Origin of the sequence: Pseudomonas batumici (assembly GCF_036585405.1) — a bacterium.
GTDB classification, from domain to species: domain Bacteria; phylum Pseudomonadota; class Gammaproteobacteria; order Pseudomonadales; family Pseudomonadaceae; genus Aquipseudomonas; species Aquipseudomonas batumici.
Genome location: NZ_CP144470.1, coordinates 2,699,293 through 2,722,697 on the forward strand (window position 1 = coordinate 2,699,293; position 23,405 = coordinate 2,722,697).

Here is a 23,405-nt window from a genome sequence, read left to right on the forward strand (position 1 = left end):
GTTTAACAACAACCTTCGGGAGCACCTCATGTCCGGCCTCACCCCCTACGTGATCGACAGCCACCAGGCGCATCGACTCCTGCAGCAGATCGACGTGCCGCAGATCCTGCGCAAGCTGTTCCGCGACCTGGCGACCGGGCAGGCGGTGCAACCGGCCCAGCAACTGGTGGAGTTCCCGCAGGGCGCCGGCGACTTCATCAACTACCTGGGCGTGCTGGCCGATGACCAGGTCTATGGCGTCAAGACCTCGCCCTACATCGTCCGTGAGCAAGGCCCGCTGGTGACCGCCTGGACCCTGCTGATGTCCATGCGCACCGGACAGCCGTTACTGCTGTGCGATGCCGGCGAACTGACCACCGCGCGCACCGCGGCCACCACCGCCGTGGCCGTGGACGCCCTGGCCCCACTGGACGCCAGGCGCCTGGCCATCATCGGCAGCGGCCCGGTCGCCCAGGCGCACCTGCACTACGCCAAGGACCTGCGCGATTGGCAGGGCATCAGCCTCTATTCGCCCAACATGAATGCCGACAAGCGCGCCCGCCTGAACGACATCGAGCCGCGCCTGCGCATCGCCGAGCAGCTCGACCAGGCCCTCGAGGACGCCGACGTCATCCTGCTCTGCACCTCCTCGGCGACGCCGGTCATCGACCCGAGCCGGTTGCGCAAGCCGGCGCTGATCACGTCCATCAGCACCAACGCCGCGCGCGCCCATGAAGTGCCGCCGCAGGCCTTGAGCGACATGCAGGTCTACTGCGACTATCGCCAGACCACGCCGGGATCGGCTGGAGAGATGTTGATCGCCGCCGGCCAGCACGGTTGGGACGTCGGGCAGATCCGCGGCGACCTGGCCGAACTGCTGAGCGAGCAGACACCACGGCCGACGTACGAGCGCCATGTCTTCTTCCGTTCCATCGGCCTGGGCCTGGAAGACATCGCCCTGGCCAATGCGGTCTATCACCTGCACCACGGGATCAACTAAATGAACCAGGCAGACTTCATCATCATCGGCGGCGGCATTGCCGGCGCCTCCACCGGTTTCTGGCTGGCCGGGCACGGCCGGGTGATAGTGCTCGAACGTGAATCGCACCCGGCCTACCACTCCACCGGACGTTCCGCCGCCCTCTATACCGCCGCCTACGGCACCGCCCAGGTCCGCGCCCTGACCCTCGCCAGCCGGGCCTTTTTCGACGCGCCGCCGCCCGGCTTCGCCGAACACCCGCTGCTCACCCCCCGGGGCGAAATGACCGTGGACTTCACCGGCGACCCGGATGAACTGCAACAGCAATACCTCAGTGCGAAAGCCAGCGTGCCCGAGACGCAGCTGCTCAGCGCCGACCAGGCCTGCGCGCGCCTGCCGATCCTGCGCCGGGACAAGGTCCACGGGGCGATCTACGACCCCAGCGCCAGCGACATCGACACCGATGCCCTGCACCAGGGCTACCTGCGCGGTATCCGCCGCCAGCAGGGCGAGGTCCACACCGACTGCGAAGTCCTCGGCCTCGAGCGCGACGCCGAAGGCCTGTGGCAAGTCCGCACCGCCGGGCAGACCTTCAGCGCCAAGGTGGTGATCAACGCCGCCGGTGCCTGGGCCGACCAGATCGGCGAACTGGCCGGCGCCCGTCCCCTGGGCCTGCAACCCAAGCGCCGGGCCGCCTTTATCTTCGCGCCGCCCGAAGGCCTGGATATCCACGACTGGCCGATGCTGGTGAGCCTCGACGAATCCTTCTACATGAAGCCGGATGCCGGTATGTTCCTCGGCTCCCCGGCCAACGCCGACCCGGTCGAGCCCCACGACGTCCAACCCGAAGAACTGGACATCGCCCTGGGCATCTACCAGATCGAAGAAGCCACCACCCTGACCATCCGCCGCCCGACCCGCACCTGGGCCGGCCTGCGCAGTTTCGTCAGCGACGGCAACCTGGTCGCGGGTTTCGATCCTCAGGTGCCCGGCCTGTTCTGGGTCGCCGCCCAGGGCGGCTACGGCATCCAGACCTCACCGGCCATGGGCCAGGCCAGCGCGGCGCTGGTGCGCGGCCAGGCCTTGCCCGAGCACCTCGAACACTTCGGCCTCGACGCCGCGATGCTCTCCCCTGCCCGTCTCGGATGACGGCAAACGTCGATTGCGGCACACTTCTTGTACGCTCGTACCTGGAGTGTTACCCATCCGCCGCGCGGCGATCAGGCCAGCCTCTTGCCAGGCGACCTGATCGACGCACCAGCTGTTTTCCTTTGGCGCCCCTCCCCAGGGCGCCGAAGTTGCCTGGAGAATCACCATGACCCCCAAACAGGCCCCTGCCCTGGACAACTTCCGGGCGATTGCCGATGCCATCGCCACGCTGTTCTTTCCCCATGCGGAAGTGGTACTGCACGACCTGCGCACGCAACGGATCGACTACATCGCCAACAATATCTCCAAGCGTGAGATCGGCGATGACGCGGCGCTGGAGGACATGCTCGAAGAAGGGATCAACGAGCGCAACATCGGTCCTTACGAGAAACTCAACTGGGACGGCCAGAAGATTCGCAGCATCAGCACGGTACTGCACGACGCCCAGGGCACGCCGCTGGCGATGCTGTGCATCAACCTGAATATTTCCCTGTTCGAAAGCGCCAAGGCGGCGCTGGACCTGTTCCTCTCGCCGAACAAACTGATCCCGCAGCCCGATGCGCTGTTTCGCGATGACTGGCAGGAGCGGATCAACACCTTCCTGCACAACTGGCTACGCCAGCGGCAGCTGGGGCTGAACCTGCTGACCCGCGACCACAAGCGCGAACTGGTGCTGGCGTTGCATGCCGAGGGGGCGTTCAAGGGCAAGAGCGCGGCCAACTACGTGGCCAACGTGCTGAACATGGGGCGGGCGACGGTGTACAAGCACCTGAAGGAGTTGAAGGCGGAGGTTTGAGGGCCAACACCGAACCTGCGAAAGCAGGTCCGGTGTTTCGCAATCAGTCGCCGTAGATATCCGTCTTGAAGTACTTGCCCTCGATCTTCTGGTATTCGCCGCTGGCGCGAAGCCCGTCGATGGCCTTGTTCAGCTTGCTCACCAACTCGCCGTTACCCTTGCGCACCGCGATCCCGGCGCCCTCGCCCACGTACTTCGGATCCTTCAGCTCCGGCCCGACAAAGGCGTAGCCGGCGCCGCGCGGCATCGACAGGAAATCGTCCAGGGGGATGGTGTCGGCAAAGATCGCGTCCAGCCGCCCGGACGCCAGGTCCATATAGATCTCTTCGTTATTGCTGTAGCGCATCACCTTGATACCCAGCGGCTCGAAGACTTCCGTGGCGTAACGGTCGGTGGTGGTGGAGCGCTGCACGCCGACGGTCTTGCCCTTGAGGCTGGCGTAATGATCATCCACCACCGCGCCCTTCTTCATCGCCAGGCGCGATGAAGTGAAATAGTACTTGTGGGTGAAATCCACCGACTTCTTGCGCTCGTCGGTGATGGTCATGGACGACAGCGCCGCGTCGATTTTCTTGACCTTCAAGGCCGGGATCAGACCGTCGAACTCGCCCTCGATCCACTCGCACTTGACCTTCATCTGCGCGCACAAGGCGTTACCGATGTCGTAGTCGAAGCCGACGATGGTGCCTTCGGAGGTCTTCGAGGCGAATGGCGGGTAAGCCGCCTCAATGCCGATGCGCAAGGTCGGTTCGGCGGCAAACGAACTGCTGCTGGCCAACAGGCCCAATGCCAGACCGCCGATCAGGGTGAACTTCTTCATGCTGGAACTCCCGCTCTTTTATTTGAGGTGTTGTGGCAAGACAGTAGAAGGAAGGCGATTTCAATGCTTTGTACTTATGAGTCCATGCTGGACTTTTAAGTACATTTCGTCAACGAGCAAATGCGTGCCCTCTGTCAGAAAGCCATGCACCGATGAGTTTTTGAAAGTGTCCGAATGGACGGCGCAGGGCTTACCCCTTCCAGCGCTCTGCTGCCGCCTGATCGCTGGCGCGACCCTCGACCCAGCGCGGGCCTTCGGCGGTGTTTTCCTTTTTCCAGAACGGTGCGCGGGTTTTCAGGTAGTCCATGACGAAATTGCAGGCATCGAACGCGGCCTGGCGATGGGCGCTGGTTACCCCGACAAACACGATAGGCTCACCCGGCTCCAGGGCGCCGACCCGGTGCAGCACTTCCAGCCCGAGCAACGGCCAGCGCTCATGGGCTTGCGCGACGATCTTGCCCAGGGCCTTTTCGGTCATTCCCGGATAATGCTCGAGGAACATCCCCGCCACTTCACGCCCGTCGTTGAAATCGCGCACGTAGCCGACAAAGCTCACCACCGCGCCGATCCCCAGGTTGGCGGCGTGCAAGGCATTGACCTCGACACCCGGATCGAACGCTTGCACCTGCACGCGAATCGCCATCTCAGCCTCCGGTCACCGTGGGGAAGAACGCCACTTCGTCGCCCTCGGCCAGCGGCTCGTCGAGCGCGCAAAGGTCCTCGTTGCGCGCGCACATCAGGTTCTGTTCGCCGAGGACCTGCGTGCCCTCGCGCAAGAGCAGAAACCGACGGACATCATCGACACTGGCGAAATCCCCCTCCACCACCAGCTCATCCACCCCGAGCGCCTCGCGGTAGCGGGCAAAGAACTTCACGACGATCTTCATGCTTCATCCGCCAGGTAATGCCCGCTCTTGCCGCCGAGCTTTTCCAGCAGGCGCACGTTTTCGATGGTCATGCCGCGATCCACTGCCTTGCACATGTCATAGATGGTCAGCGCCGCGACACTGGCGGCCGTCAGCGCCTCCATCTCCACGCCGGTCTGCCCGGACAGCTTGCAGCGCGCGACGATCCGAACCGCGTCCTCGCCTTCGGCGCTCAGCTCGACCTTGACGCTGGTGAGCATCAGGGGATGACACAGGGGAATCAGCTCGGAGGTTTTCTTCGCCGCCTGGATGCCGGCGATCCGCGCCACGGCGAACACATCGCCCTTGGGATGGCCGCCGCTGACGATCATCCGCAAGGTCTCGGGCAACAGGCGCACGCGGGCCTCGGCCACCGCCTCGCGGAAGGTCACGGCCTTGTCGGTGACGTCGACCATATTGGCGCGACCTTGGGAATCGAGATGAGTCAGCACGGCGATACTCCTGATCGGGAGCCTCGATTGTAAACCCGTGGGTCAGCTTTGCGCACGCGCCGAAAAACCGGTGGAGGGTATCCCCAGGCAATAAAAAAGGGCGGCCGCCTGGCCGCCCTTGGTTGTGGATGAAGTTACAGGTGGGATTCGGCGTATTCGGCCAGGATCGAACGCGGCACGCCCTGCAGGGTGATGTGCACGCCGTTCGGGAAGTCCTTGAAGCGTTCGGTCAGGTAGGTCAGCCCGGAGCTGGTCGCGGACAGGTAAGGGGTGTCGATCTGTGCCAGGTTGCCCAGGCACACCACTTTGGAACCGGCGCCGGCACGGGTGATGATGGTCTTCATCTGGTGCGGCGTGAGGTTCTGGCATTCATCGATCAGGATCAGGCTCTGCTGGAAGCTGCGACCGCGGATGTAGTTCAGGGATTTGAACTGCAACGGCACCTTGCTGAGGATGTAGTCGACGCTGCCATGGGTGCTTTCGTCATCCATGTGCAAGGCTTCGAGGTTGTCGGTGATGGCCCCCAGCCAAGGTTCCATCTTCTCCGCCTCGGTGCCGGGCAGAAAGCCGATCTCCTGGTCCAGGCCCTGCACGCTGCGGGTCGCGATGATCCGCCGGTAGCGCTTGCTGACCATGGTCTGTTCGATGGCGGCGGCCAGGGCCAGGATGGTTTTCCCGGAACCGGCGGCCCCCGTCAGGTTGACCAGGTGGATGTCCGGATCGAGCAAGGCGAACAGCGCCAGGCTCTGGTAGATGTCACGCGGTTTCAGGCCCCAGGCTTCCTGGTGCAACAGGGGTTCCTGATGCAGATCGAGAATCAGCAGCACATTGGCGCGGATCTCCTTGACCCAGCCGACGAAGCCCTGCTCGTCGATGATGAATTCGTTGACGTGCACCGCCGGCAGGTTGTCGGTCAGTTGTACCTGATGCCAGGTGCGGCCATGGTCCTGACGGGTCTCGACCTTGCTGACGCGATCCCAGAACGAGCCTTTGACGTCGTGATAGCCGTTGGGCAGCAAGGACACATCGTCGACCAGTTGGTCGGTGCTGTAGTCCTCGGCCGCGATCCCGCAGGCGCGCGCCTTGAGGCGCATGTTGATGTCCTTGGTCACCAGGACCAGGCGCAGGTCCTTGTCCCGCGCATGCAGATCGATCAACTGGTTGATGATGATGTTGTCGTTCAGGTGTTCGGGCAGCACCAGGTTCGGTTCGCTGCGCTTGCTCATCAGGATCGACAGCAAGCCCTTGGGGCCGCTTTTGCCACGCTGGATCGGGACGCCCAGCTCGACGTCCTCGGGACTGGCGTCCCCCAGGGTCTGGTCGATGAGGCGGATCGCCTGCCGGCATTCGGCGGCGACGTTGTGATGCCCGCTTTTGAGCTTGTCGAGCTCCTCCAGCACGGTCATCGGGATGGCGACATGGTGTTCTTCGAAGTTCAGTAACGCGTTCGGATCATGGATCAGTACGTTGGTATCGAGCACGTAGAGGATAGGCTCGTTGGAAGAAGGATTGCGTCCGCGATCATCCATACTCGGTCACCTTTGTGGGGCCATTCGACGCAATACCTTGACGGTGATGCGCCTCGAAGTGACCGCCGATTTCGCCTGTGAAGGGGCAGGCGTTCTGTGCACAAGTAGGGTCTTGTAAGACGCCACCTGTGTTGCAGGTTTCGGCGGTCTGACTCCGTAATACCGCAAAAGACATGACAGGAAAAAGCACTTTGACGGTTTTTTGAAGTTTATTTTTCAAAGTGACGAATAGCCCTTGGCGAGTGGCCTGCGCACCGTTAAAGTCGGAAGTCTGCCTGTACTGAAATCACCGCCTGATTTTTCCCTGGCCCAGCAAATCCGGGCACTTCACTCTCCCCTTCTAACGAAACGCTTCCTTGCACTCCTGCCAGCCAATGCCGCTTTCGGCGGTCTGCTTGAGCAGCCAGGGCAACGCCGTGCGCGCCTTGTCCTGGGTGTCATGGAACACGATGACCCCACGACGCCAGAGCAGCATCAGGGTCATCACCCGCTGGGCCGACTGTTCGGCACTGAGTTTGCCGGTGACGTCCCCTGAGTCGATATCCCACAGCGCGACCTGCAAGTGCTGGGCCTTGAAAAACGCCGCGCTGTCGGCCCGACGCTGTCCGTAAGGCGGCCGAAAGAGCGCGACATAGTTGTCCGGGACGGCGTTCTGCACCAGCGCGACACTGCGCAGGATCGAGTCCTCCCAGTCCTGCCATTGACTGTGGGAGCGGTACTGCCAGCCTTCCACGCCCACGCATTGCTGGCGGTAAAGCTCCCGCACCGCCGGCATCGAGGTCCTATCCAGGCGGGCCTGCAAGGCGTTGCCCAGGACAAAGAACAGGCCGCTGATCTTCTGTTTGCGCAGGTAGTCGGCCAACTCGTCGGTATTGCCCTGGGCCATCGTCGGCCCGCCGTCGAAGGTCAGCAGGAACAGACGATCGTTGAAAGCTTCGCCATTGCGCTCGTGGTCGCCCATCAGCTGGATTTCGCTGCTGGTCTGCGGCAACAGCGCGGCCAGGCGCAGTTGCTCGTCCAGGTAACGTTCGTTGAATGCCCGGGCGGGTTCGGCCCAGCGCACATAGAAGGAGTCATCGGCGACCCGGAACTTGCCGGCGGCTTTTTGCAGGCTGTCCATGTCCTCGACGTAGAAACAGAAGGAGGCATCCTGTTCGCAGCTCTGCTGGGCGGCGTTGTAGCTGGTCAGCAGGCGCTGCCACATGCGCTGGCGCACCGCGTCGATGGCGGCCATGTTGATCTGCTTGAGCCCCAGGCGCTTCTTCAGCGCGGGCTCGTCGAGCACCTCGCTGACCAGCAGCAGATGGGCGAACATCAGGATCTGCGCGCGCGAGGCGACATCGAACAAGGTCGGGCTGCTCAGTTGTTCGGGCCAGGTGCTGCGATCCAGGGTCGCGGGGTCGTTTGGCGCAGCGACGGCCGCGAGGCAGGCCAGCAGGGCCGAGAAGAAAAGAACGATACGCAAAAGGGTGACTCCATTTCAGAACCCGCCGCGCACTATAGCCGATCTGAGGGCCCGGGCCTTTGCGGTGTCTGTTCCGGCCCTATCGCCATCATAGGTGGAGTCAAACCGCCCAAGCCCCTAGAATCCCCCGACGATCAAAGGAGACGACTGCATGCTGATGGTGATTTCCCCCGCCAAGACCCTCGATTTCGAAACACCACCGGTGACCCGGCGCTTCACCCAGCCGCAATACCTGGACCACTCCCAGGAGCTGATCGAGCAACTGCGCACCCTCAGCCCGGCGCAGATCAGCGAGCTGATGCACGTCTCCGACAAGATCGGCGGTCTCAATGCCGCGCGTTTCGGCAGCTGGACCCCGGCCTTTACCCCGGACAACGCCAAACAGGCGCTGCTGGCATTCAAGGGCGACGTCTACACCGGCCTCCACGCCGAAGACTTCAACGACGCCGACTTCGACTTCGCCCAGACTCACCTGCGCATGCTCTCCGGGCTCTACGGCCTGTTGCGCCCGCTGGACCTGATGCAGCCCTATCGCCTGGAAATGGGCACCAAGTTCGCCAATGCCCGGGGCAAGGACCTGTATGCCTTCTGGGGCACGCGCATCAGCGAATGGCTGAATGAAGCCCTGGCCGAACAAGGCGATGAGGTGCTGTTGAACCTGGCGTCGAACGAGTACTTTTCGGCGGTCAAACGCTCGGCCTTGAACGCACGGGTCATCAATACCGAATTCCGCGACCAGAAGAACGGCCAGTACAAGATCATCAGTTTCTACGCGAAAAAAGCCCGGGGGATGATGGCGCGTTTCGTGATTCGGGAACGCATCCAGAACCCTGAGCAATTGAAGACATTCGACGAACAAGGCTACCGATTCAGCACCGAATTCTCCAAGCCGGACAACCTGGTGTTTTTGCGCGATCACGCGCCGGAGTGAAGACGATATCGAGCGCTTCGACGATATCCATGGGCGCTCGAGCCCGATTGAAATGCAGGTTTCGGTGAAAACCATCGCGCAGTGAACTACAGTGTTTCACTCACCTCCGCTCCGCTTGCTGCGTCCCCCCTATCCGCAGCGGGTGGGGCGGGGTTCCCTGGAAGCACTTCACCACCCGATGCCGCTCAGTTAAGGAGGTTTTAGCCCGCTCGCCACAAGACCGCGCTCGACTTCAAATATCCTTAATTGACTAGCATTGTGCCCACCGCTGGAACCTGTCGAAAGCACATACGGATCTGCTTCATCAGGGCACCAACGAAGACTATTCCCTTTCACTTGAATGAAATTTCCTAGAAAATCCCGACCCGTTGCGCCTGTCAGTACCGACGACTAGTCTGCACGGTGTCACCGCCAATTCGGTGATACGGACGTGCAAGTCCGGACTGACAAAAGGCGCGCGACGCCAAATATTTCAGGCGTTTTTTACGTCTGAAATATTGTGTTATGGCGGCCGTGCGCGGGAGATTCTTCGGGATCTGCCGGGTTTACCTTTTGCCCCGGTCTTGCACACCTGCGTACGGCCGCCACCCTCATTCGCGTGCAAGCGAACGGTGACGGTCCCACTCATCAAAAGGGATACACCATGTTCAAGATCACCCCCAATCCGCCTGGCGCGGAAGACCTCTCCTCCCCAGCATTCCGGCCCGCCGCCGAGCGCGCCTTCGCTCACTACGAATTACCCTCGACTCGTACCCCGCCCCGGAAACGGCAATCACGCAGCACAGAAGAAACCCTGCTCCATATCTACGAAATTCTCCAAAGCGCCTCGGCGACCGCCTACGAATCGGCGGACAATCTCCAGGGCTCGCAGCGCAAACTCGCCTTGGGTGCCGTGCATCTGATCGATATGGCCCAACGGGAGATGGATGAACTCATCGACGAACAACAAACAGTAACCGCCTGATGGCGTGAGAGCGTTACCCGCTCCCCACAGTCAAACGGGAGCGGGCCACACAATCCAGCGACAACACCCAGCCGATACCGAATGGATTAATGCGCACGCAATGCGGGAAGCCTAGCGACTGTCAGAAATGACAGTTTTTAGTGATTAACGAAATAAGCAAAAACCAAATGAGGCATATCCCGACTGCCCATGGGCAACAGCCTGAACATGTAACTAACTATTTCCGACCAAGACCCAGCAAAAAACGACCTCTCCCTTGCCGCCTCGTGCCTCGCGTCCCGTCCGCAACCCCTTGAATTTCTGGCAAAGATACGGCTCCAGTCGTTCAACCAGGACAGTGATATCACTTTGACACCCGTTATTTCTGACAGGTTACATTGGATCACATTTGCCGTTGAATACCCGGACACTGAAACCGGGCGGCAGGATATCGAGCATGAAAGGGACGAATACAGTCATCGAAATAAAGACTCGACAAGCGTTCAGGGCAGAATTGGGCAGCCTGGAGGTGCCCTTGATCCGCCCACGGCCTACCGTGGTGCTGGTCTACAAACGCGACTGCCCACCCTGCGAGAAGCTCAAGCCGCTGCTCGGCGCCCTGGCCGCGGGACCTTACCGGGATCGGGTGGCCTTCTATCAGATCAGCTATCCGATCTTCAAACTGTTCCAGCCGGAGATCAGGATCGAACACGTCCCCGCGTTGTTTTTCCTCGATGCCCATGGTCCCCAGACCCACATGTACGGCACACAAAAGGAGGAGTTGAAACAGGGCCTCGATACACTCCTTTTTGTCTCGAACGGGGTATTCTCGGAGGTCTTCGACTCTCAGACGCCTTAAGGATGTGCCATGCCCGTTGCCCTGATCACCGGATGTTCCAGCGGCATCGGCCGCGCGTTGGCGGATGTGTTCAAACAAGCGGGTTACGAGGTCTGGGCCTCGGCGCGCAGGACCGAGGATGTGGCGGCGCTGGCCACGGCCGGATTCACCGCCGTGCAACTGGACGTCAATGATGGCGAGGCCCTCCAGGCTCTGGGCGAACGCCTCAACATGCACTGCGGCGGTCTCGATGTGCTGATCAACAACGCCGGCTACGGCGCCATGGGTCCGCTGCTGGACGGCGGAGTCGAGGCCATGCGCCGGCAATTCGAAACCAATGTGTTCGCCCTCGTCGGGGTGACCCGGGCGATGCTGCCGCTGTTGCGTCGCAGCCAGGGCCTGGTGGTGAATATCGGCAGTGTGTCCGGGGTGCTGGTGACGCCGTTCGCCGGGGCCTATTGCGCCTCCAAGGCGGCGGTGCATGCCTTGAGCGATGCCCTGCGCATGGAGTTGGCGCCGTTGGGCATCCGGGTGATGGAAGTGCAGCCCGGCGCGATCGACACCCGCTTTGCGAAAAACGCCGGGCATGAAGCCGAACAGCTGATTGGCGAACAATCGCCCTGGTGGCCGCTGCGCGAAGGGATTCGGGCACGGGCCAATGCCTCGCAGAACCATCCGACCTCCGCCGCCCGCTTTGCCAGCGACTTGCTCAAGGCGACCCGGCAGGCCCGGCCTCCGCGTCTGTTACGCCTGGGCAATGGCTCTCGGCTATTGCCATTGATGGCAGGCTGGCTGCCCAAGGGCCTGCTGGAAAAGGTCCTGATGAAGCGCTTCGGTTTGAGCGCTCGCCTGTAAGGACCAGCGCCCCGTCAGGCATGCGCTTTCATGAAGTCGATAAACACCCGGACCTTCAACGGCAGGTGCCGGGTGTCCGGGTACAGCGCGTAGATCCCCTGTTCGACAAAGCGGTAGTCGTTCAGCAAGCGGCACAGGCGCCCGGTTTCCAGGTCTTCGCGCACCAGCCAGTCCGGCAGAATCGCCACGCCCTGCCCCGCCAGGGCAAAACCGCGGAGCACCGAGGAGTTGTCGGCGACGATGCGTGACTGCTCGGCTGCAGGCCGGAAGAAAAACTGTTCACCGCTCTCCACGTGGGTCAGGCCGAGATCGCCCAGGCGCCGGTGCACCAGGCTCTGCACCTGCTGCAACGCCGCGAACGTGCGCGGCTCGCCGCCGGGCAGTCCGGCGACAAAACCCGGTGAGGCCACGGCAAAGATCTTGAAGGTGGCGAGCTGCGTCGCCCGGTGATTGGAGTCGGACACCTGGCCGAGGCGGATCGCCACATCGAAGCGTTCCGAGATCAGGTCGGCGTGGGTCGAGGAGGTCGACAGATGCACCTTCAACTCCGGGTGGATCTGACGAAACAACTCCAGCGCCGGCACCACCTTCGCCAACGCATACTCCACCGTCGTGGTGATCCGCAGCGTGCCGCGCAGTTGCGTATGTTCCGAGCGCGCCTCTTCGATCGCCAACCGGGCCTGTTCGAGCATGCCCAGGCAGCGGCCATAAAAACGTTCGCCGGCCTCGGTCAGGGCCAGGCGGCGGGTGTTGCGCGTCAACAGGGTGACGCCCAGCTCGGCTTCCAGGCGCTTGAGGGTGAAGCTGACCACGGCCCGGGTCTGTCCCAGCCGCTCGGCGGCGGCGGTCAGGGAACCGACCTCGACCACGGTCTTGAAGGTCTCGAAACGATCCAGGCTGACCATAGGGCTTCGCATCCATTGTCAAAATAATTTTGACAAGCTAGCAGCCAAAGCGCGGTTTCCCAAGCATTGCCGGCGACCTAACCTGTCGTCTCAATCGATGGAGGCTGCAATGAGTTACCGCGCGAAAGTCGCCCTGGTCTACCTGCTGGTTTTTTCCCTGGACCTGGTGAACATGTTTGTCGCCAATGTCGCCTACCCGGAAATCGGCCATGAACTGCAGGCCACGGTGACGCAACTGGCCTGGGTCGGGAATGCCTATATGCTCGGGCTGACGGCGATCATTCCGCTGAGTGTGTGGTTGGCGGCGGTGGTCGGCGAGCGCCGGCTGATCGCGGCTTCCCTGGCGCTGTTTGCGCTGGCCTCTGTCGGCGTGGCCCAAGCGGGCTCCATCGAGACGCTGATCGGCTGGCGGCTGGTACAAGGTTTGGGCGGCGGCTTGCTGATCCCGGTCGGACAGGCCATGGCCTACCGCAATTACCCGGTGAGCGAACGCGCCGGGCTGACCTCGCGGATGATGCTGGTGGCCCTGCTGATTCCGGCGTTGTCGCCGGCGCTGGGCGGGCTGATTGTCGATCATGCTTCGTGGCGTTGGATCTTCTACGCCAATGTACCGCTGGCGTTGCTGCCGCTGCTGTTGACCGGGTTGTGGTTCAAGCCGGACCTGTTGCCGGCGCAACGACCTGCGTTCAGCCATCGTGGCCTGTGGAGCGCCGCCCAGGTGGCGCGCATACCGCTGCTGCGCTTGGCGATGCTGGTCTATCTGTGCGTACCCGGGGTGTTTATCGGCACCCAGTTGGTGGCCATTCTCTACCTGCGCGGCCTGGGGGCGAGCGCGGCGCAGACCGGCGCCTTGATGCTGCCCTGGGCACTCGCTTCAGGTGTGGCGATTGTGTTCGGCAAGCGCTATTTCAACCGTATCGGCCCCAAGCCCTTGCTGCTGGCGGGCATGTTGGCGCAGGCGTCGGGCATCCTCTTGCTGGCGCTGATCGTCGATCCCCACGGACCGCTGCCGATCATCGCCTATGGGCTGATGGGCCTGGGCGGCAGCCTGTGCAGCAGCAGCGCCTACAACTGCGCGTTTCTCGACATTGACCCGCCGCGCATGGGCCAGGCCAGCGCGGTGTGGAATATCAATCGGCAACTAAGCTTCTGCTTCGGTGCGGCGTTGCTGATGGGGCTGCTCGATCTGTTCGGCAGCAACCCGACCGGGTTTCGCGAGTGTTTCCTGATTGCGGCGGCACTCACGCTAGTGCCGCTGTTGGTCGTGTTCCGCCTCGATACGCCAGCGGTGCTGGCACTGTTAACCCCCAAACAAGGAGAACCCGCATGACGGATAAAGCGCTGTACCTCAACGAAGTGATCGACACCCTCAAAGCCATCGAGCAGTGGTTTGCCGGGACCGCAGCGGACAACGCGCTGGAGCTGCTACTGGCGCGCTTCTCGAAGGCCTTTTCCATGGTCACGCCCAGTGGCGGGCAATTGGACAAGTCGGGGGTGGACGAGTTTTTCGCCGGCACGAGAGGACGCCGCCCGGGTTGTGTGATCACCCTCGGCGAGATTGAAGTGATTGCGCAGTATGAGGCCGGTGCCATCGTTCATTATCGCGAATGGCAGACCGATGACACGGGCACGCACACGGATCGGCTATCGACGGCGGTGTTTGAAAAACAGCCGGATGGACGGGTGCTGTGGCGGTATTTGCACGAGACCTTCACTCAGGTCTGAAAAATCAGCACATGTTTTTTTGGGGCAGTCGCAAGGCCGCCTGTGGCACTGTCGATCTCGGAAGAGTAGGATTTAAATCTACAGATTCATTTTTAATATTTTTGAATCTACAGATTACCTTCAAGGACATGATCATGACAGTCACCTCAGCAGCCCAAGGACTGACCAAAGCGCATGGCGTGACGGGTCTGAGAGCCGCCGTGGGGGTACTCGAAAAATGGCAGGCCTCGAGTGATCAGGCCTGTCGTATCTTGCGTATTTCCCGCAGCACCTACACCCGTGCCAAACAGCGTGATCCCGGTTGGTCCGTCAGCCTGGATGCCGACCAGATGCAACGGATCAGTTTCGTCCTGAACATCCACGCGGCCTTGCGGGTGGTCTTCGACAATCCCGAGAACGTCTATGGTTTTCCGGCGATGACGAACGATAACGAATTCTTCAACGGGCGTGCCCCACTGGAAATCATGGCCCAGGGCGACATGATCTCGCTGTACGAGACGTTTCGGCGGATTGACGCGCTACGGGGTGCGCAATGGTGACAACAGGCGATTTGCCCGTGTTGTCCGGTGAGCGCTTGCAGGCCTACCGCTTGGTCAATTCCAAGTTCCCGCCGATTGCGTTGTTCGATGACGTGGCGGACGCCGACGAATTCGAGGTGCTCTACCAGATTCAGGCCCTCACCAATCCGCGACTGCAGAACGAGCTGGGTCGACTGGAGCTGATCCCGCGTGACGAGATCCCCTTTGGTATTCCCGGATGTGCCTACGCGACGGCGCCCTTCACTCATGTGAATCCGGCGGGATCGCGGTTCAGCGATGGCAGCTTTGGCGTGCTGTATCTGGCCGAGACGCTGGAAACTGCGCTGGCCGAGGTGCGACATCACCAGAACAGCTACTGGTCGAAAGTGCAGGGTCTCAACTACGAACGCTTTGTTTTCCGTGGTCTGTGCTGCCACTTCACTGACGCGACGATGAAAGATGCCGCGTTCATCCCCCTGACAGACCCGATTTACGCTCCGGACGATTACACCCACTCCCACGCGTTGGGCAGGGCGATCAAAGGGGAAAAGTGCCCCGGGCTGCGCTACGGTTCCGTGCGCCATCCCGGCAATCGCTGCTGGGCGCTGATGACCCCACGCCCGGTCTCATCGATCATTCAAACCGCTCATTACGAAATGATCTGGAACGGCACAATCACCAGCGTCAACCAAATCACCGGCGCCTGAACCTTCAGGTAGTAGCGCCGCAAAACCCGTGGGAGCTGGCTTGTCGGGACGCCGCATCGCAGCGATGAGGCCCTTGAGCCTTGCATCGATCTTGCGGACACCATCGCCGGCAAGCCAGCTCCCACATTAGATGGGTGTCGCACCGCAAAATATCGCCATGCCCAAAATCCTGTAGGAGCCTGGCTTGCTGGCGATGACGGCCGATCAAGCGATGCAAGTCTCAGGGGCCTCATCGCCAGCAAGCTGGCTCCTACAAGGTTTGTATTTCAGCGTTGGGAATCAGTTGTCAGTTCGTGACGGCACCAGTCTGCTCATCCAACACCGAATCCATCCATCGTTGGGCCAACTCGATCAAGTGCACAACCCCCATCACGGCCTGTCGGTTGGAACCGCTCTGGTTGTCGGCGTGCTCATAGGCCGTGGCCGTTTGTCGGAACTGTCATTTCTGACAGTAGCAACCAGATCTGGCGGGGGATCAGGCTTTAGGCACCTGGAAAGGGAATTTCGTGGTTTTTCAGGTCAACCCTGAGCCAGCGGCTCAACGACCTCGAAAGGAGGAACTGAAATGAACAACCTTTTTGACACTGTTAACGGTCTTCTTGACTTCGTTAATTTTTTTGACGCCGAGGATGGAACCCCCATCGAACCCAGCGATGCTAAATTACAATACCAAATTGTTGGCCTTACATGCTTACCGGGCGAGCAAATCGCAATCGGCGATATAGGATATCTGATTGTTCGCAGATCCTATAAATTTCTCGATGGAAAAGGGCAGTACCACGTTTACTTAGTAAAACAAACTAGCAAAAGCGAAAAATACGCACATCAATTGGAAACGCTCAACCGTATAAAAAACAACTCCATCACACTGCCCCCTATCACCCCGAATCCCCCGACCTAAACATACCTGAGAATCATGGTTTCACTGCAGACAGCCCCTATCTTCTTCTGCAATTCACTTCCACCGATCCCAAATACCCCCGTTTTCTAGAGTTAGGAGATACCGGATCCTTCCGTTTTTACCCTATCGGCCCCCTCAGCCTAGAATACGTTTTCTATGATGGATTCACTGCAGGAAATTACAGGATAACCTGTTTAGTATCCCCCGTTTCCCCAATGAACTCACGGAGTAAAACACACCCTTCACTTTGAATACTCGACAAACTCTATCGGCGCGTCGGGAGGGTCTAGTGTATCTCGTGATTTTCAGCCCCCCCTAATTCAATTCGAATATTTCAAAAGGAAAACCAACATGGCCAGCCTATCCAACACCACAAACGACGATCCTATTACCCTTCGCTTTTTCACTCTAAACAATGAACCCATCCCTATTCCCCCGGGACTTGAAGCAAACTATGAAATTGCTGGTGCTCTCGCCATAGCGGGTGAGCAGATTACATTTGGCAGCACCGTATATCGCGTCGCAGGAAAATACTTCTATTATTACGGAGACCCACAATACAAGGTCTACTTAGTCAGAGCAACGCTCAGTGAAACCCTCTCAAACATACCTTCTCCAGCCGATGCAGCCAGCGCAAATACGGCTAAAGAAGCGACCCAGAGAATTTTTATATTCCGTTCCTCCGAGCCTGACTGCCCCACCTATTTGCACAAGGGTGAAGACGCATTGTTTGCGGGCTCAACGATTACGAGACTTGTATTACAAAAACAATTTACAGACTTCACAAGCTCATACTTCAATATCGTCTTTGAAACGGCATTTTGACGCTGCAATCAAGTCACCAGAGAACACTGGCAGTCGCCTGAATCCGTTATAGCGTGTTCATGACACCGCATTAAGCTCTGAGCTGTCATTCGATAAACACCTTGCACCTTCAGCAGGAGGTGCAAGGTGTACGAGCCGTTTGATCATCACCCTCACGCCCCCGCTGGCTTGACGATCACCGTACACGTAATCCCCGCCGCCAACAGAACCCCGTCCGGCACCTCGTCGATATGAACCCGCACCGGCACCCGCTGGGCCAGGCGCACCCAGTTGAAGGTCGGGTTCACATCGGCAATCAGCTCACGGCTCTCCGGGTTGTCACGGTCATAGATGCCCCGCGAGATACTCTCCACGTGCCCCTTGAGCACCTGGCCGCTCATCAGTTGCATCTCCGCCGGATCACCCACCTTCAAATGCGGCAGCTTGGTCTCTTCAAAGAAGCCGTACACCCAGAACGAGTTCATATCGACCACCGCCATCTTCGCCTCGCCGATGCGCGCATAGTCGCCGCGATGCACATTGAGGTTGGTGACGTACCCGTCCACTGCCGCCCGCACCTGGGTCCGCGCCAGGTTCAGTTGCGCCGCCTCCAGTTGCGCCTGGGCCTGCTGGTAATCGGCCAGGGCGGCGTCGGCGGTGTTGCTGGCGTCGTCTCGGCTTTCCTTGGAGATCACCATACTGTCCAGGTCGGCGCGGCGATGGGCATTGAGCTTGCGCATCTCCCAGGTGGCCTTGCGCGAGTCCACCAGCGACTGCGCCTGCTTGACCGCGATGCGGTAGTGCTCCGGGTCGATCTGCATCAGCAGGTCGCCCTTCTTCACCACCTGGTTGTCGCGCACCGGCACGTCCACCACTTCACCGGTAACGTCCGCCGCGACGTTGATGATATCGGCGCGTACCCGGCCATCGCGGGTCCAGGGGGTTTCCATGTACTGGACCCACAACACCCGGCCGATCCAGATCGCCAGGGCCAGGACCAGCAAGGTGGCGATCAGGCTGAAAAGCTTTTTCATCAGGTCGTTCTCAACGGTAGACAGTGAGCGCCAAGGCGCCGAACAAGCAACAGAACAGGCTCAGGCGCAGCAGCGCCGGGTGCCAGAAGAAGCGGTACAGGTCATGGCTGGCGATAAAGCGGTCCAGCGCCCAACCCAACCCCGCCGCGATCAGGAACATCAGGGTCATGGTCGGCATATAGACGCCGTGGAAAGCGATTTCACGGGGCATGGGAGAGTCTCAGGTCGGCCAGCGGGGATTGCGGGTCCAGCAACGAGGTGCGGATAAAGTGCAGGTAGCTCTGCACCCGGCGCAGGGCCGAAGTGTCGAAGTGCCGGGCAAAGGGTTCGTCGGTGGACTGGACCCGGCTGATGGCATGGTCCACCGCTACCAGGGCGCGCTCCAGGTTGCTCGCGTTGGGCTGGATGAACAGGCGCACCAGCGCCCGCCCCATGACCCGGATCGACTGGCGCCACGGCTGCGACTCGGCATAGGCCGGGTGCACCGGCAGAATCGCCTGTTCCTTGCGCAACTCGATGATGGCGTGGCCGACTTCCAGCACCACGAACATCCAGCGCAGCAGTTGGCTCTGCACTTTCGGCTGCCCGGCGGCCAGGCCGTAGGCCTGGTGCAGCAGGTCGCGGGTGCCGCTTTCGAAGGTCGACCCCAGGCCCTTGAGCTTGCCGCTGATGGCGAACACCACCTGCTCACGCAGGTCCTGTTCCAGTCGCCGCCACAGCCAGCGGCTGTTGGGTGGCAGGATGATCGCCCCCGCCGCCGCGCACACCAGCATGCCGATGAGCATGCCGATGTAGTCGTTGATAAAGGTATAGGGGTTGTAGACCGTCAGGTTGTCCGGCACCGAACCGATGCTGAAGAAGATCAGCAGGCCCAGGCCAACCCCGACATAACGTGGACGCGAGGCGAGAAAGGCGCCGAACACGATCACCGGGGCGAGCATCAGGGCCAGCAGCGGAAAACCGTCGATCCAGGGAAACACGAAGAACATCTCGACAAAGCCGATCACGCCGCCGAGCAGGGTGCCACAGGCCATCTGGAAGGCCATGCGCTTGGGATTCGGCGTGGCGGCGGCGAGGCCCACGGTGGCGGCGGAGACCAGGGTCATGGTCACCCCGCTCGGCCAGGCGGTCGCCACCCAGTAGCCGCCGAGCACGATCAGGATGAACGCGGCACGGATACCCGACGCCGAGGCGGCGAGCCAGTTGGTTTTCGGTACGAAGGGCTCGTCCCACTGTTCACGCTCGTGGTGATGATCGGCCAGGGACGCGTGGGTCAAGGCATAGCTGTGCAGTTCTTCGACAAAACGGTAGAGCAGTTCGAAGGCGGTATGAAAATCCAGTTGATCGGCCTCATCCGGATCGCTCTCCTGGAAGCGCGCGCGCAAGTCGCGGACCCGCTCGGGCAAACGCTGCTTGTAGTCCGCCAACTGGGCGGCCAGGCGCCCGGCATCGGCATCGGTCAGCGCCCGTCCGGCAAAACCGTCGAGCAGTTCGGCCAGGGCCAGGACACCCGGCTCGATTGCCGTGATCACCGCCACTCGGCCAGGCACGGGGCTCTGCGCGCGCAGGCGTTCGAGCAGTTGGTGCAGGGCGTTGAAGCGGGTGGTCAGGGCCATGAACTCGCTGTTCAGCCGGTTCAGGCGTCCATTGCGCCGACGCATGTGCGGGTCTTCGAACACGGTGACGCTGCGTAAACCCTCAAGGCCCACTGCCTGGGCGATGAAACCGAGGTTGGCGGTTTCGAACGCCGCGCTGGCATGCGGGCCGCGCAAGCCGCTGCCGACAAAGCCGGCAAACACCCCGAAGCGCTGGTAGAGCGCGTTGCGCATCGCCGCACTGGCACTCTGCGGGAGAATCGCGGCACTGACAAAGGTCGAGCAGACGATCCCCAGGGAGATTTCCAGCACCCGCCACACCGCCGCCATGAACGCGCCTTCCGGATGGGCCAGGGCCGGCAGGCCGACCATGGCGGCGGTGTAGCCGGCGAGTACGAAACCGTAGGCGCGAAAGTTGCGGTTGCGTTGCGCGCCCGCCGAGCAGACGCCGACCCAGATCGCCAGCGCGCCAAGGAACAGTTCGGTGTACTGGGCGAACAGGGCGATTAGCGCGACCATCACCGCGGAACCGGCCAAGGTACCGAGGAAACGGTAGAAGCTCTTGGCGAACACGTGGCCGCTCTGCGGCTGCATGACGATGAACACGGTGATCATCGCGGTGCGCGGCTGCGGCAATTCCAGGCGCATGGCCAACCACAGGGTGAGGAAGGCGGCAGCCAGGACCTTGAAGATATAGATCCAGGTCACGCCGTCGCTACGGGCCCAGTCGAAGAAGCCGCGACGCCATTCCAGGGAGTACAGCCAGCGCACCGGGGCGGGCAAGGGGGTCATGACGCGGTTCTCAGTGATCGAAGGCGGCCAGCACGGCTGGAGGTTTGTTCGCGACGGTGCGGCTCTCGGCCGGTACGTCGTTGCCCGCGCCCAGGCCGCCGCCCAGTTCGGTGACCAGTTCGGCATGGGCACTCAGCCGCGCGGCCTGGACCTGCTGTTCGACCTGCTGCTGGTGGAACAGCAGGGTCTGGGCGTTGAGCACGTTGAGGTAGTCGGTCAGGCCGCGCTGGTAGGCGATCATCGCGATATCGTAGGTTTTCTGCGCCGAGGCCACGGACTCGGCGGCAAACACCTGCTGCTTGTCCAGGGACTCGCGGCGGATCAACTGGTCGGAAATGCCCTTGAGGGCATTGACCAGGGTCTGGTTGTATTTCGCCACGGCGATGTCGTAGCCCGCCGCCGCTTCGCCCAGTTCGGCACGCAGGCGACCGCCGTCGAAGATCGGCAGGGAAACCGCCGGGCCAACGCCGTAGTTGAATTTCTTGCCGGCGAGAAACCCCAGCAGGCCGCCGCCGGTGGCCATGTAGCCGAGGTTGCCGACCAGGTCGACGTTGGGATAGAAGCCGGCGTGGGCGACATCGATGCCGCGGGCCTGGGCCGCCACTTGCCAGCGGCTGGCGACCACGTCCGGACGCTGGCCGAGCAGTTGCGCGGGCAGCGCCGAGGGCAGTTTCAAGGCCGTGTGCAAGGACAGCGACGGCCGTTGCAAGTGCGCGCCCTCGCCCGGTCCGACGCCGGCCAGGGCCGCCAGTTGGTTGCGGCTCAGGGCGATCTCCTCGTCCAGCGAGTCGATCTGGCGATGGGTTTCCGGCAGCGGCGTTTCGGCCTGGCTGACTTCGAACTGGGTGCCGAGGCCACCGTTCAGGCGTTTTTGCGCCAAGTCGAGAATCTGCATCTGCTGCTTGAGGGTGGCTTCGACGATATCGCGCTGGGCGTAGTGCAAGGACAGCTGGATATAGGCGCGCACGATGCTGTTCTGCAATTCGAGCCGGGCCTGGCGCGCTTCGGCGACGCTCATGTGGGCGAGGTCCACGGCCCGTTCGCTGGCATTGCTTTCGCGGCCCCAGAGGTCGAGGGAATAGCTCAGGCCCAGCGCGGCGTTGTTGTCCCAGGTGGTGGTGCCGGCCAGTTCGCCGGGGCCGTAGAATTGGTCCTTGCCCCAGTTGTGGCGTTTGAGCGCAGCGTCGCCCTTGATCTGCACGGACTCCGCCGACTCGGCCAGCCCCGCCAGGGCCCGGGCCTGACGCACGCGGGCGGCGGCCATGGCCAGGCTCGGGCTGCCCTGCACGGCGCGGTCGATCCACTGGTCGAGCTGGCGGTCGCCATAGGCCTGCCACCACTGGGCGGCCGGCCAGTGCGCATCGCGCTCGGCGCTGCGGATCGCTTCGTCGGTGAGCAGGGTGTTGGCGGCGAGGGTCTGGCCCTGTGGGGCAATACCTCCGGTTCCGATGCAGCCGCTGAGGGTCAAGGATAAAGCCCAAACACTGAGAGTCTTCAGCTCTCTGCTGATGCGACGCGGCACTGCTGCGAATTCCTGAGGTGGGGAGAAACCGGTGGCGGCTATTCTAGGAGGCAGCCCGCAGGGCGATAAGAGGGCGTTTCTGTGAATCTTTGTTACCGTTAACGCGATAATCCCATGGTCGAATGCCCCTCACCCTGTTACTTCGTGTCACAATTTGCCGTCACTCCAGAGAGCCTTCCATGGACACTTTGCAAAACATGCGCGCCTTCAGTTGCGTGGCCGAAGCCGGTAGCTTCACCGCCGCCGCCGTGCAACTGGATACCACGACGGCCAACGTCTCGCGCGCGGTCTCGGCTCTTGAGGCCCACCTGCAAACCCGCCTGCTCAACCGCACCACCCGGCGCATCGCCCTGACCGAGGCCGGCAAGCGCTACCTGCTGCGCTGCGAGCAGATCCTGGCCTATGTCGAGGAAGCCGAAGCCGAGGCCAGCGACGCCCATGCGCGCCCAGCCGGGCAGTTGAAAGTGCATTCCATGACCGGGGTCGGCCAGCATTTCGTCATCGATGCCATTGCCCGCTACCGCAAGACCCACCCCGACGTGACCTTCGACCTGACCCTGGCCAACCGGGTGCCGGATCTGCTCGACGAGGGGTACGACGTGTCCATCGTGCTCGCCAGCGAGTTGCCGGACTCGGGCTTTGTCTCGCAGCGCCTGGGGATCACCTACAGCATCGTCTGTGCCTCGCCGGCCTACGTCAAAGCCAACGGCACTGCGCAGCGGCCCAGCGACCTGCTCAACCATGCCTGCCTGCGCCTGGTAAGCCCGGTGATCGCGCTGGACCGCTGGGCCTTCGACGGCCCGGACGGGCAGGAAGTGGTGAACATCGCCACCTCGCCGTTCCTGGTCAATTCCGCCGATGCGATGAAGGCGGCGATCATCAGCGGCATGGGGGTCGGGGTGTTGCCGGTGTATGCGGCCATCGAGGGCCTGCGCAACGGCAGCCTGGTGCGAATGATGCCCAGCTACCGTTCGCAGGAGCTGAACGTGTACGCGATCTACCCGTCGCGCCAGTACCTGGATGCGAAGATCAAGACCTGGGTCGAGTACCTGCGCGGTACCTTGCCGGAAATTCTGGCGGCGCATCAGGCCGAGTTGGCGGCGTATGAATTGAAAAGCGTGCGTATCGCCAACTGACATATATTTGTAGGAGCGAGCTTGCTCGCGATGGACGTCAACGATGACGTGGGATACCTGATGCCCCGCGGTGCCAGGACCACCATCGCGAGCAAGCTCGCTCCTACAAAGTCAGCGCACAAATC

Annotated in this window: 25 protein-coding genes and 1 pseudogene; 15 read left to right on the forward strand and 11 right to left on the reverse strand. The window is 61.7% G+C overall.

What is annotated here, in order from left to right; genetic code table 11:
- Positions 1 to 28: 28 nt before the first annotated feature.
- From NUH87_RS12215 to NUH87_RS12225, 3 genes are all read left to right on the forward strand, one after another.
- Complete coding sequence (locus NUH87_RS12215; protein WP_338526137.1) at positions 29 to 979, forward strand: ornithine cyclodeaminase family protein; 951 nt, start codon at positions 29 to 31, stop codon at positions 977 to 979.
- Positions 980 to 2,107, forward strand: coding sequence for an FAD-binding oxidoreductase (locus NUH87_RS12220; protein ID WP_338526138.1), 1,128 nt, complete (start codon positions 980 to 982; stop codon positions 2,105 to 2,107).
- 166 nt (positions 2,108 to 2,273) lie between these two features.
- Positions 2,274 to 2,903 carry a transcriptional regulator gene (locus NUH87_RS12225; protein WP_338526139.1) on the forward strand — a complete coding sequence of 210 codons (630 nt, stop codon included), beginning with the start codon at positions 2,274 to 2,276 and terminating at the stop codon, positions 2,901 to 2,903.
- A 43-nt stretch (positions 2,904 to 2,946) separates the two neighbouring features.
- Here the strand turns inward: NUH87_RS12225 and NUH87_RS12230 are convergent, their stop codons facing one another.
- The 6 genes from NUH87_RS12230 to NUH87_RS12255 all read right to left on the reverse strand — a co-directional run bounded on the left by NUH87_RS12230 (position 2,947) and on the right by NUH87_RS12255 (position 8,074).
- The gene (locus tag NUH87_RS12230; protein WP_338526140.1) at positions 2,947 to 3,723 is read right to left on the reverse strand and encodes an ABC transporter substrate-binding protein; all 777 of its coding nucleotides are present in this window, start codon (positions 3,721 to 3,723) and stop codon (positions 2,947 to 2,949) included.
- Positions 3,724 to 3,913: 190 nt separating this feature from the next.
- Positions 3,914 to 4,366 (reverse strand): molybdopterin synthase catalytic subunit MoaE, encoded by a 453-nt coding sequence (gene moaE / locus NUH87_RS12235; RefSeq protein ID WP_338526141.1) that lies wholly within the window; start codon positions 4,364 to 4,366, stop codon positions 3,914 to 3,916.
- 1 nt (position 4,367) lies between these two features.
- Complete coding sequence (locus NUH87_RS12240) at positions 4,368 to 4,610, reverse strand: MoaD/ThiS family protein (RefSeq protein WP_338526142.1); 243 nt, start codon at positions 4,608 to 4,610, stop codon at positions 4,368 to 4,370.
- Complete coding sequence (moaC, locus tag NUH87_RS12245) at positions 4,607 to 5,080, reverse strand: cyclic pyranopterin monophosphate synthase MoaC (RefSeq protein WP_040064451.1); 474 nt, start codon at positions 5,078 to 5,080, stop codon at positions 4,607 to 4,609. The genes NUH87_RS12240 and moaC overlap by 4 nt, the downstream gene beginning before the upstream one ends.
- Positions 5,081 to 5,214: 134 nt before the next feature.
- Positions 5,215 to 6,609: a PhoH family protein gene (locus NUH87_RS12250; protein WP_040064450.1), complete on the reverse strand. Its 1,395-nt coding sequence runs from the start codon at positions 6,607 to 6,609 to the stop codon at positions 5,215 to 5,217.
- A gap of 340 nt (positions 6,610 to 6,949) precedes the next feature.
- Entirely contained in the window at positions 6,950 to 8,074 is a 1,125-nt protein-coding gene (locus tag NUH87_RS12255; protein WP_338526143.1) for a polysaccharide deacetylase family protein, read from the reverse strand.
- 151 nt (positions 8,075 to 8,225) lie between these two features.
- Between NUH87_RS12255 and yaaA the strand changes: the two genes are divergently transcribed.
- The 5 genes and pseudogenes from yaaA to NUH87_RS12280 all read left to right on the forward strand — a co-directional run bounded on the left by yaaA (position 8,226) and on the right by NUH87_RS12280 (position 11,641).
- Entirely contained in the window at positions 8,226 to 9,005 is a 780-nt protein-coding gene (gene yaaA / locus NUH87_RS12260) for a peroxide stress protein YaaA (protein WP_338526144.1), read from the forward strand.
- Positions 9,004 to 9,090, forward strand: a pseudogene (locus NUH87_RS12265) (alginate biosynthesis protein AlgA); the annotation flags it as partial. The gene yaaA and the pseudogene NUH87_RS12265, both read left to right, overlap by 2 nt.
- A gap of 558 nt (positions 9,091 to 9,648) precedes the next feature.
- Positions 9,649 to 9,969 (forward strand): DUF6124 family protein, encoded by a 321-nt coding sequence (locus NUH87_RS12270; RefSeq protein WP_338526145.1) that lies wholly within the window; start codon positions 9,649 to 9,651, stop codon positions 9,967 to 9,969.
- A 436-nt stretch (positions 9,970 to 10,405) separates the two neighbouring features.
- Entirely contained in the window at positions 10,406 to 10,807 is a 402-nt protein-coding gene (locus tag NUH87_RS12275) for a thioredoxin domain-containing protein (protein WP_338526146.1), read from the forward strand.
- A 9-nt stretch (positions 10,808 to 10,816) separates the two neighbouring features.
- Positions 10,817 to 11,641, forward strand: a complete 825-nt coding sequence (locus NUH87_RS12280; RefSeq protein WP_338526147.1) for an SDR family oxidoreductase — start codon at positions 10,817 to 10,819, stop codon at positions 11,639 to 11,641.
- Between the two features lie 14 nt (positions 11,642 to 11,655).
- Here NUH87_RS12280 and NUH87_RS12285 read toward each other — a convergent pair whose 3' ends face one another.
- On the reverse strand, positions 11,656 to 12,546 hold the full coding sequence (locus NUH87_RS12285) for a LysR family transcriptional regulator (protein ID WP_338526148.1): 891 nt from the start codon (positions 12,544 to 12,546) through the stop codon (positions 11,656 to 11,658).
- 109 nt (positions 12,547 to 12,655) lie between these two features.
- Here NUH87_RS12285 and NUH87_RS12290 point away from each other — a divergent pair, with 109 nt between their 5' ends.
- From NUH87_RS12290 to NUH87_RS12315, 6 genes are all read left to right on the forward strand, one after another.
- Complete coding sequence (locus NUH87_RS12290) at positions 12,656 to 13,876, forward strand: MFS transporter (RefSeq protein ID WP_338526149.1); 1,221 nt, start codon at positions 12,656 to 12,658, stop codon at positions 13,874 to 13,876.
- A complete protein-coding gene (locus NUH87_RS12295) occupies positions 13,873 to 14,271 on the forward strand; it encodes a DUF4440 domain-containing protein (protein ID WP_338526150.1) in 399 nt (132 codons plus the stop codon). Before NUH87_RS12290 ends, NUH87_RS12295 begins: the two co-directional genes overlap by 4 nt.
- A gap of 134 nt (positions 14,272 to 14,405) precedes the next feature.
- A complete protein-coding gene (locus tag NUH87_RS12300; protein WP_338526151.1) occupies positions 14,406 to 14,810 on the forward strand; it encodes an antitoxin Xre-like helix-turn-helix domain-containing protein in 405 nt (134 codons plus the stop codon).
- Positions 14,804 to 15,496 (forward strand): RES family NAD+ phosphorylase, encoded by a 693-nt coding sequence (locus NUH87_RS12305; RefSeq protein WP_338526152.1) that lies wholly within the window; start codon positions 14,804 to 14,806, stop codon positions 15,494 to 15,496. The genes NUH87_RS12300 and NUH87_RS12305 overlap by 7 nt, the downstream gene beginning before the upstream one ends.
- A 565-nt stretch (positions 15,497 to 16,061) precedes the next feature.
- Positions 16,062 to 16,397, forward strand: a complete 336-nt coding sequence (locus tag NUH87_RS12310) for a hypothetical protein (RefSeq protein ID WP_338526153.1) — start codon at positions 16,062 to 16,064, stop codon at positions 16,395 to 16,397.
- 351 nt (positions 16,398 to 16,748) lie between these two features.
- Entirely contained in the window at positions 16,749 to 17,222 is a 474-nt protein-coding gene (locus NUH87_RS12315) for a hypothetical protein (protein ID WP_338526154.1), read from the forward strand.
- 152 nt (positions 17,223 to 17,374) lie between these two features.
- On the opposite strand, the gene NUH87_RS12320 is transcribed toward NUH87_RS12315, so the two are convergent.
- The 4 genes from NUH87_RS12320 to NUH87_RS12335 are packed head-to-tail and all read right to left on the reverse strand — an operon-like array spanning position 17,375 to position 22,144.
- The gene (locus tag NUH87_RS12320; protein ID WP_040064389.1) at positions 17,375 to 18,235 is read right to left on the reverse strand and encodes an HlyD family secretion protein; all 861 of its coding nucleotides are present in this window, start codon (positions 18,233 to 18,235) and stop codon (positions 17,375 to 17,377) included.
- A gap of 10 nt (positions 18,236 to 18,245) precedes the next feature.
- Positions 18,246 to 18,446, reverse strand: a complete 201-nt coding sequence (locus NUH87_RS12325; RefSeq protein WP_040064387.1) for a DUF1656 domain-containing protein — start codon at positions 18,444 to 18,446, stop codon at positions 18,246 to 18,248.
- Positions 18,436 to 20,622 (reverse strand): FUSC family protein, encoded by a 2,187-nt coding sequence (locus tag NUH87_RS12330; protein WP_338526155.1) that lies wholly within the window; start codon positions 20,620 to 20,622, stop codon positions 18,436 to 18,438. Before NUH87_RS12330 ends, NUH87_RS12325 begins: the two co-directional genes overlap by 11 nt.
- Positions 20,623 to 20,632: 10 nt before the next feature.
- The gene (locus NUH87_RS12335) at positions 20,633 to 22,144 is read right to left on the reverse strand and encodes an efflux transporter outer membrane subunit (RefSeq protein WP_338526156.1); all 1,512 of its coding nucleotides are present in this window, start codon (positions 22,142 to 22,144) and stop codon (positions 20,633 to 20,635) included.
- 179 nt (positions 22,145 to 22,323) lie between these two features.
- Between NUH87_RS12335 and NUH87_RS12340 the strand changes: the two genes are divergently transcribed.
- A complete protein-coding gene (locus tag NUH87_RS12340) occupies positions 22,324 to 23,280 on the forward strand; it encodes a LysR family transcriptional regulator (protein WP_040064382.1) in 957 nt (318 codons plus the stop codon).
- Positions 23,281 to 23,405 lie beyond the last annotated feature (125 nt).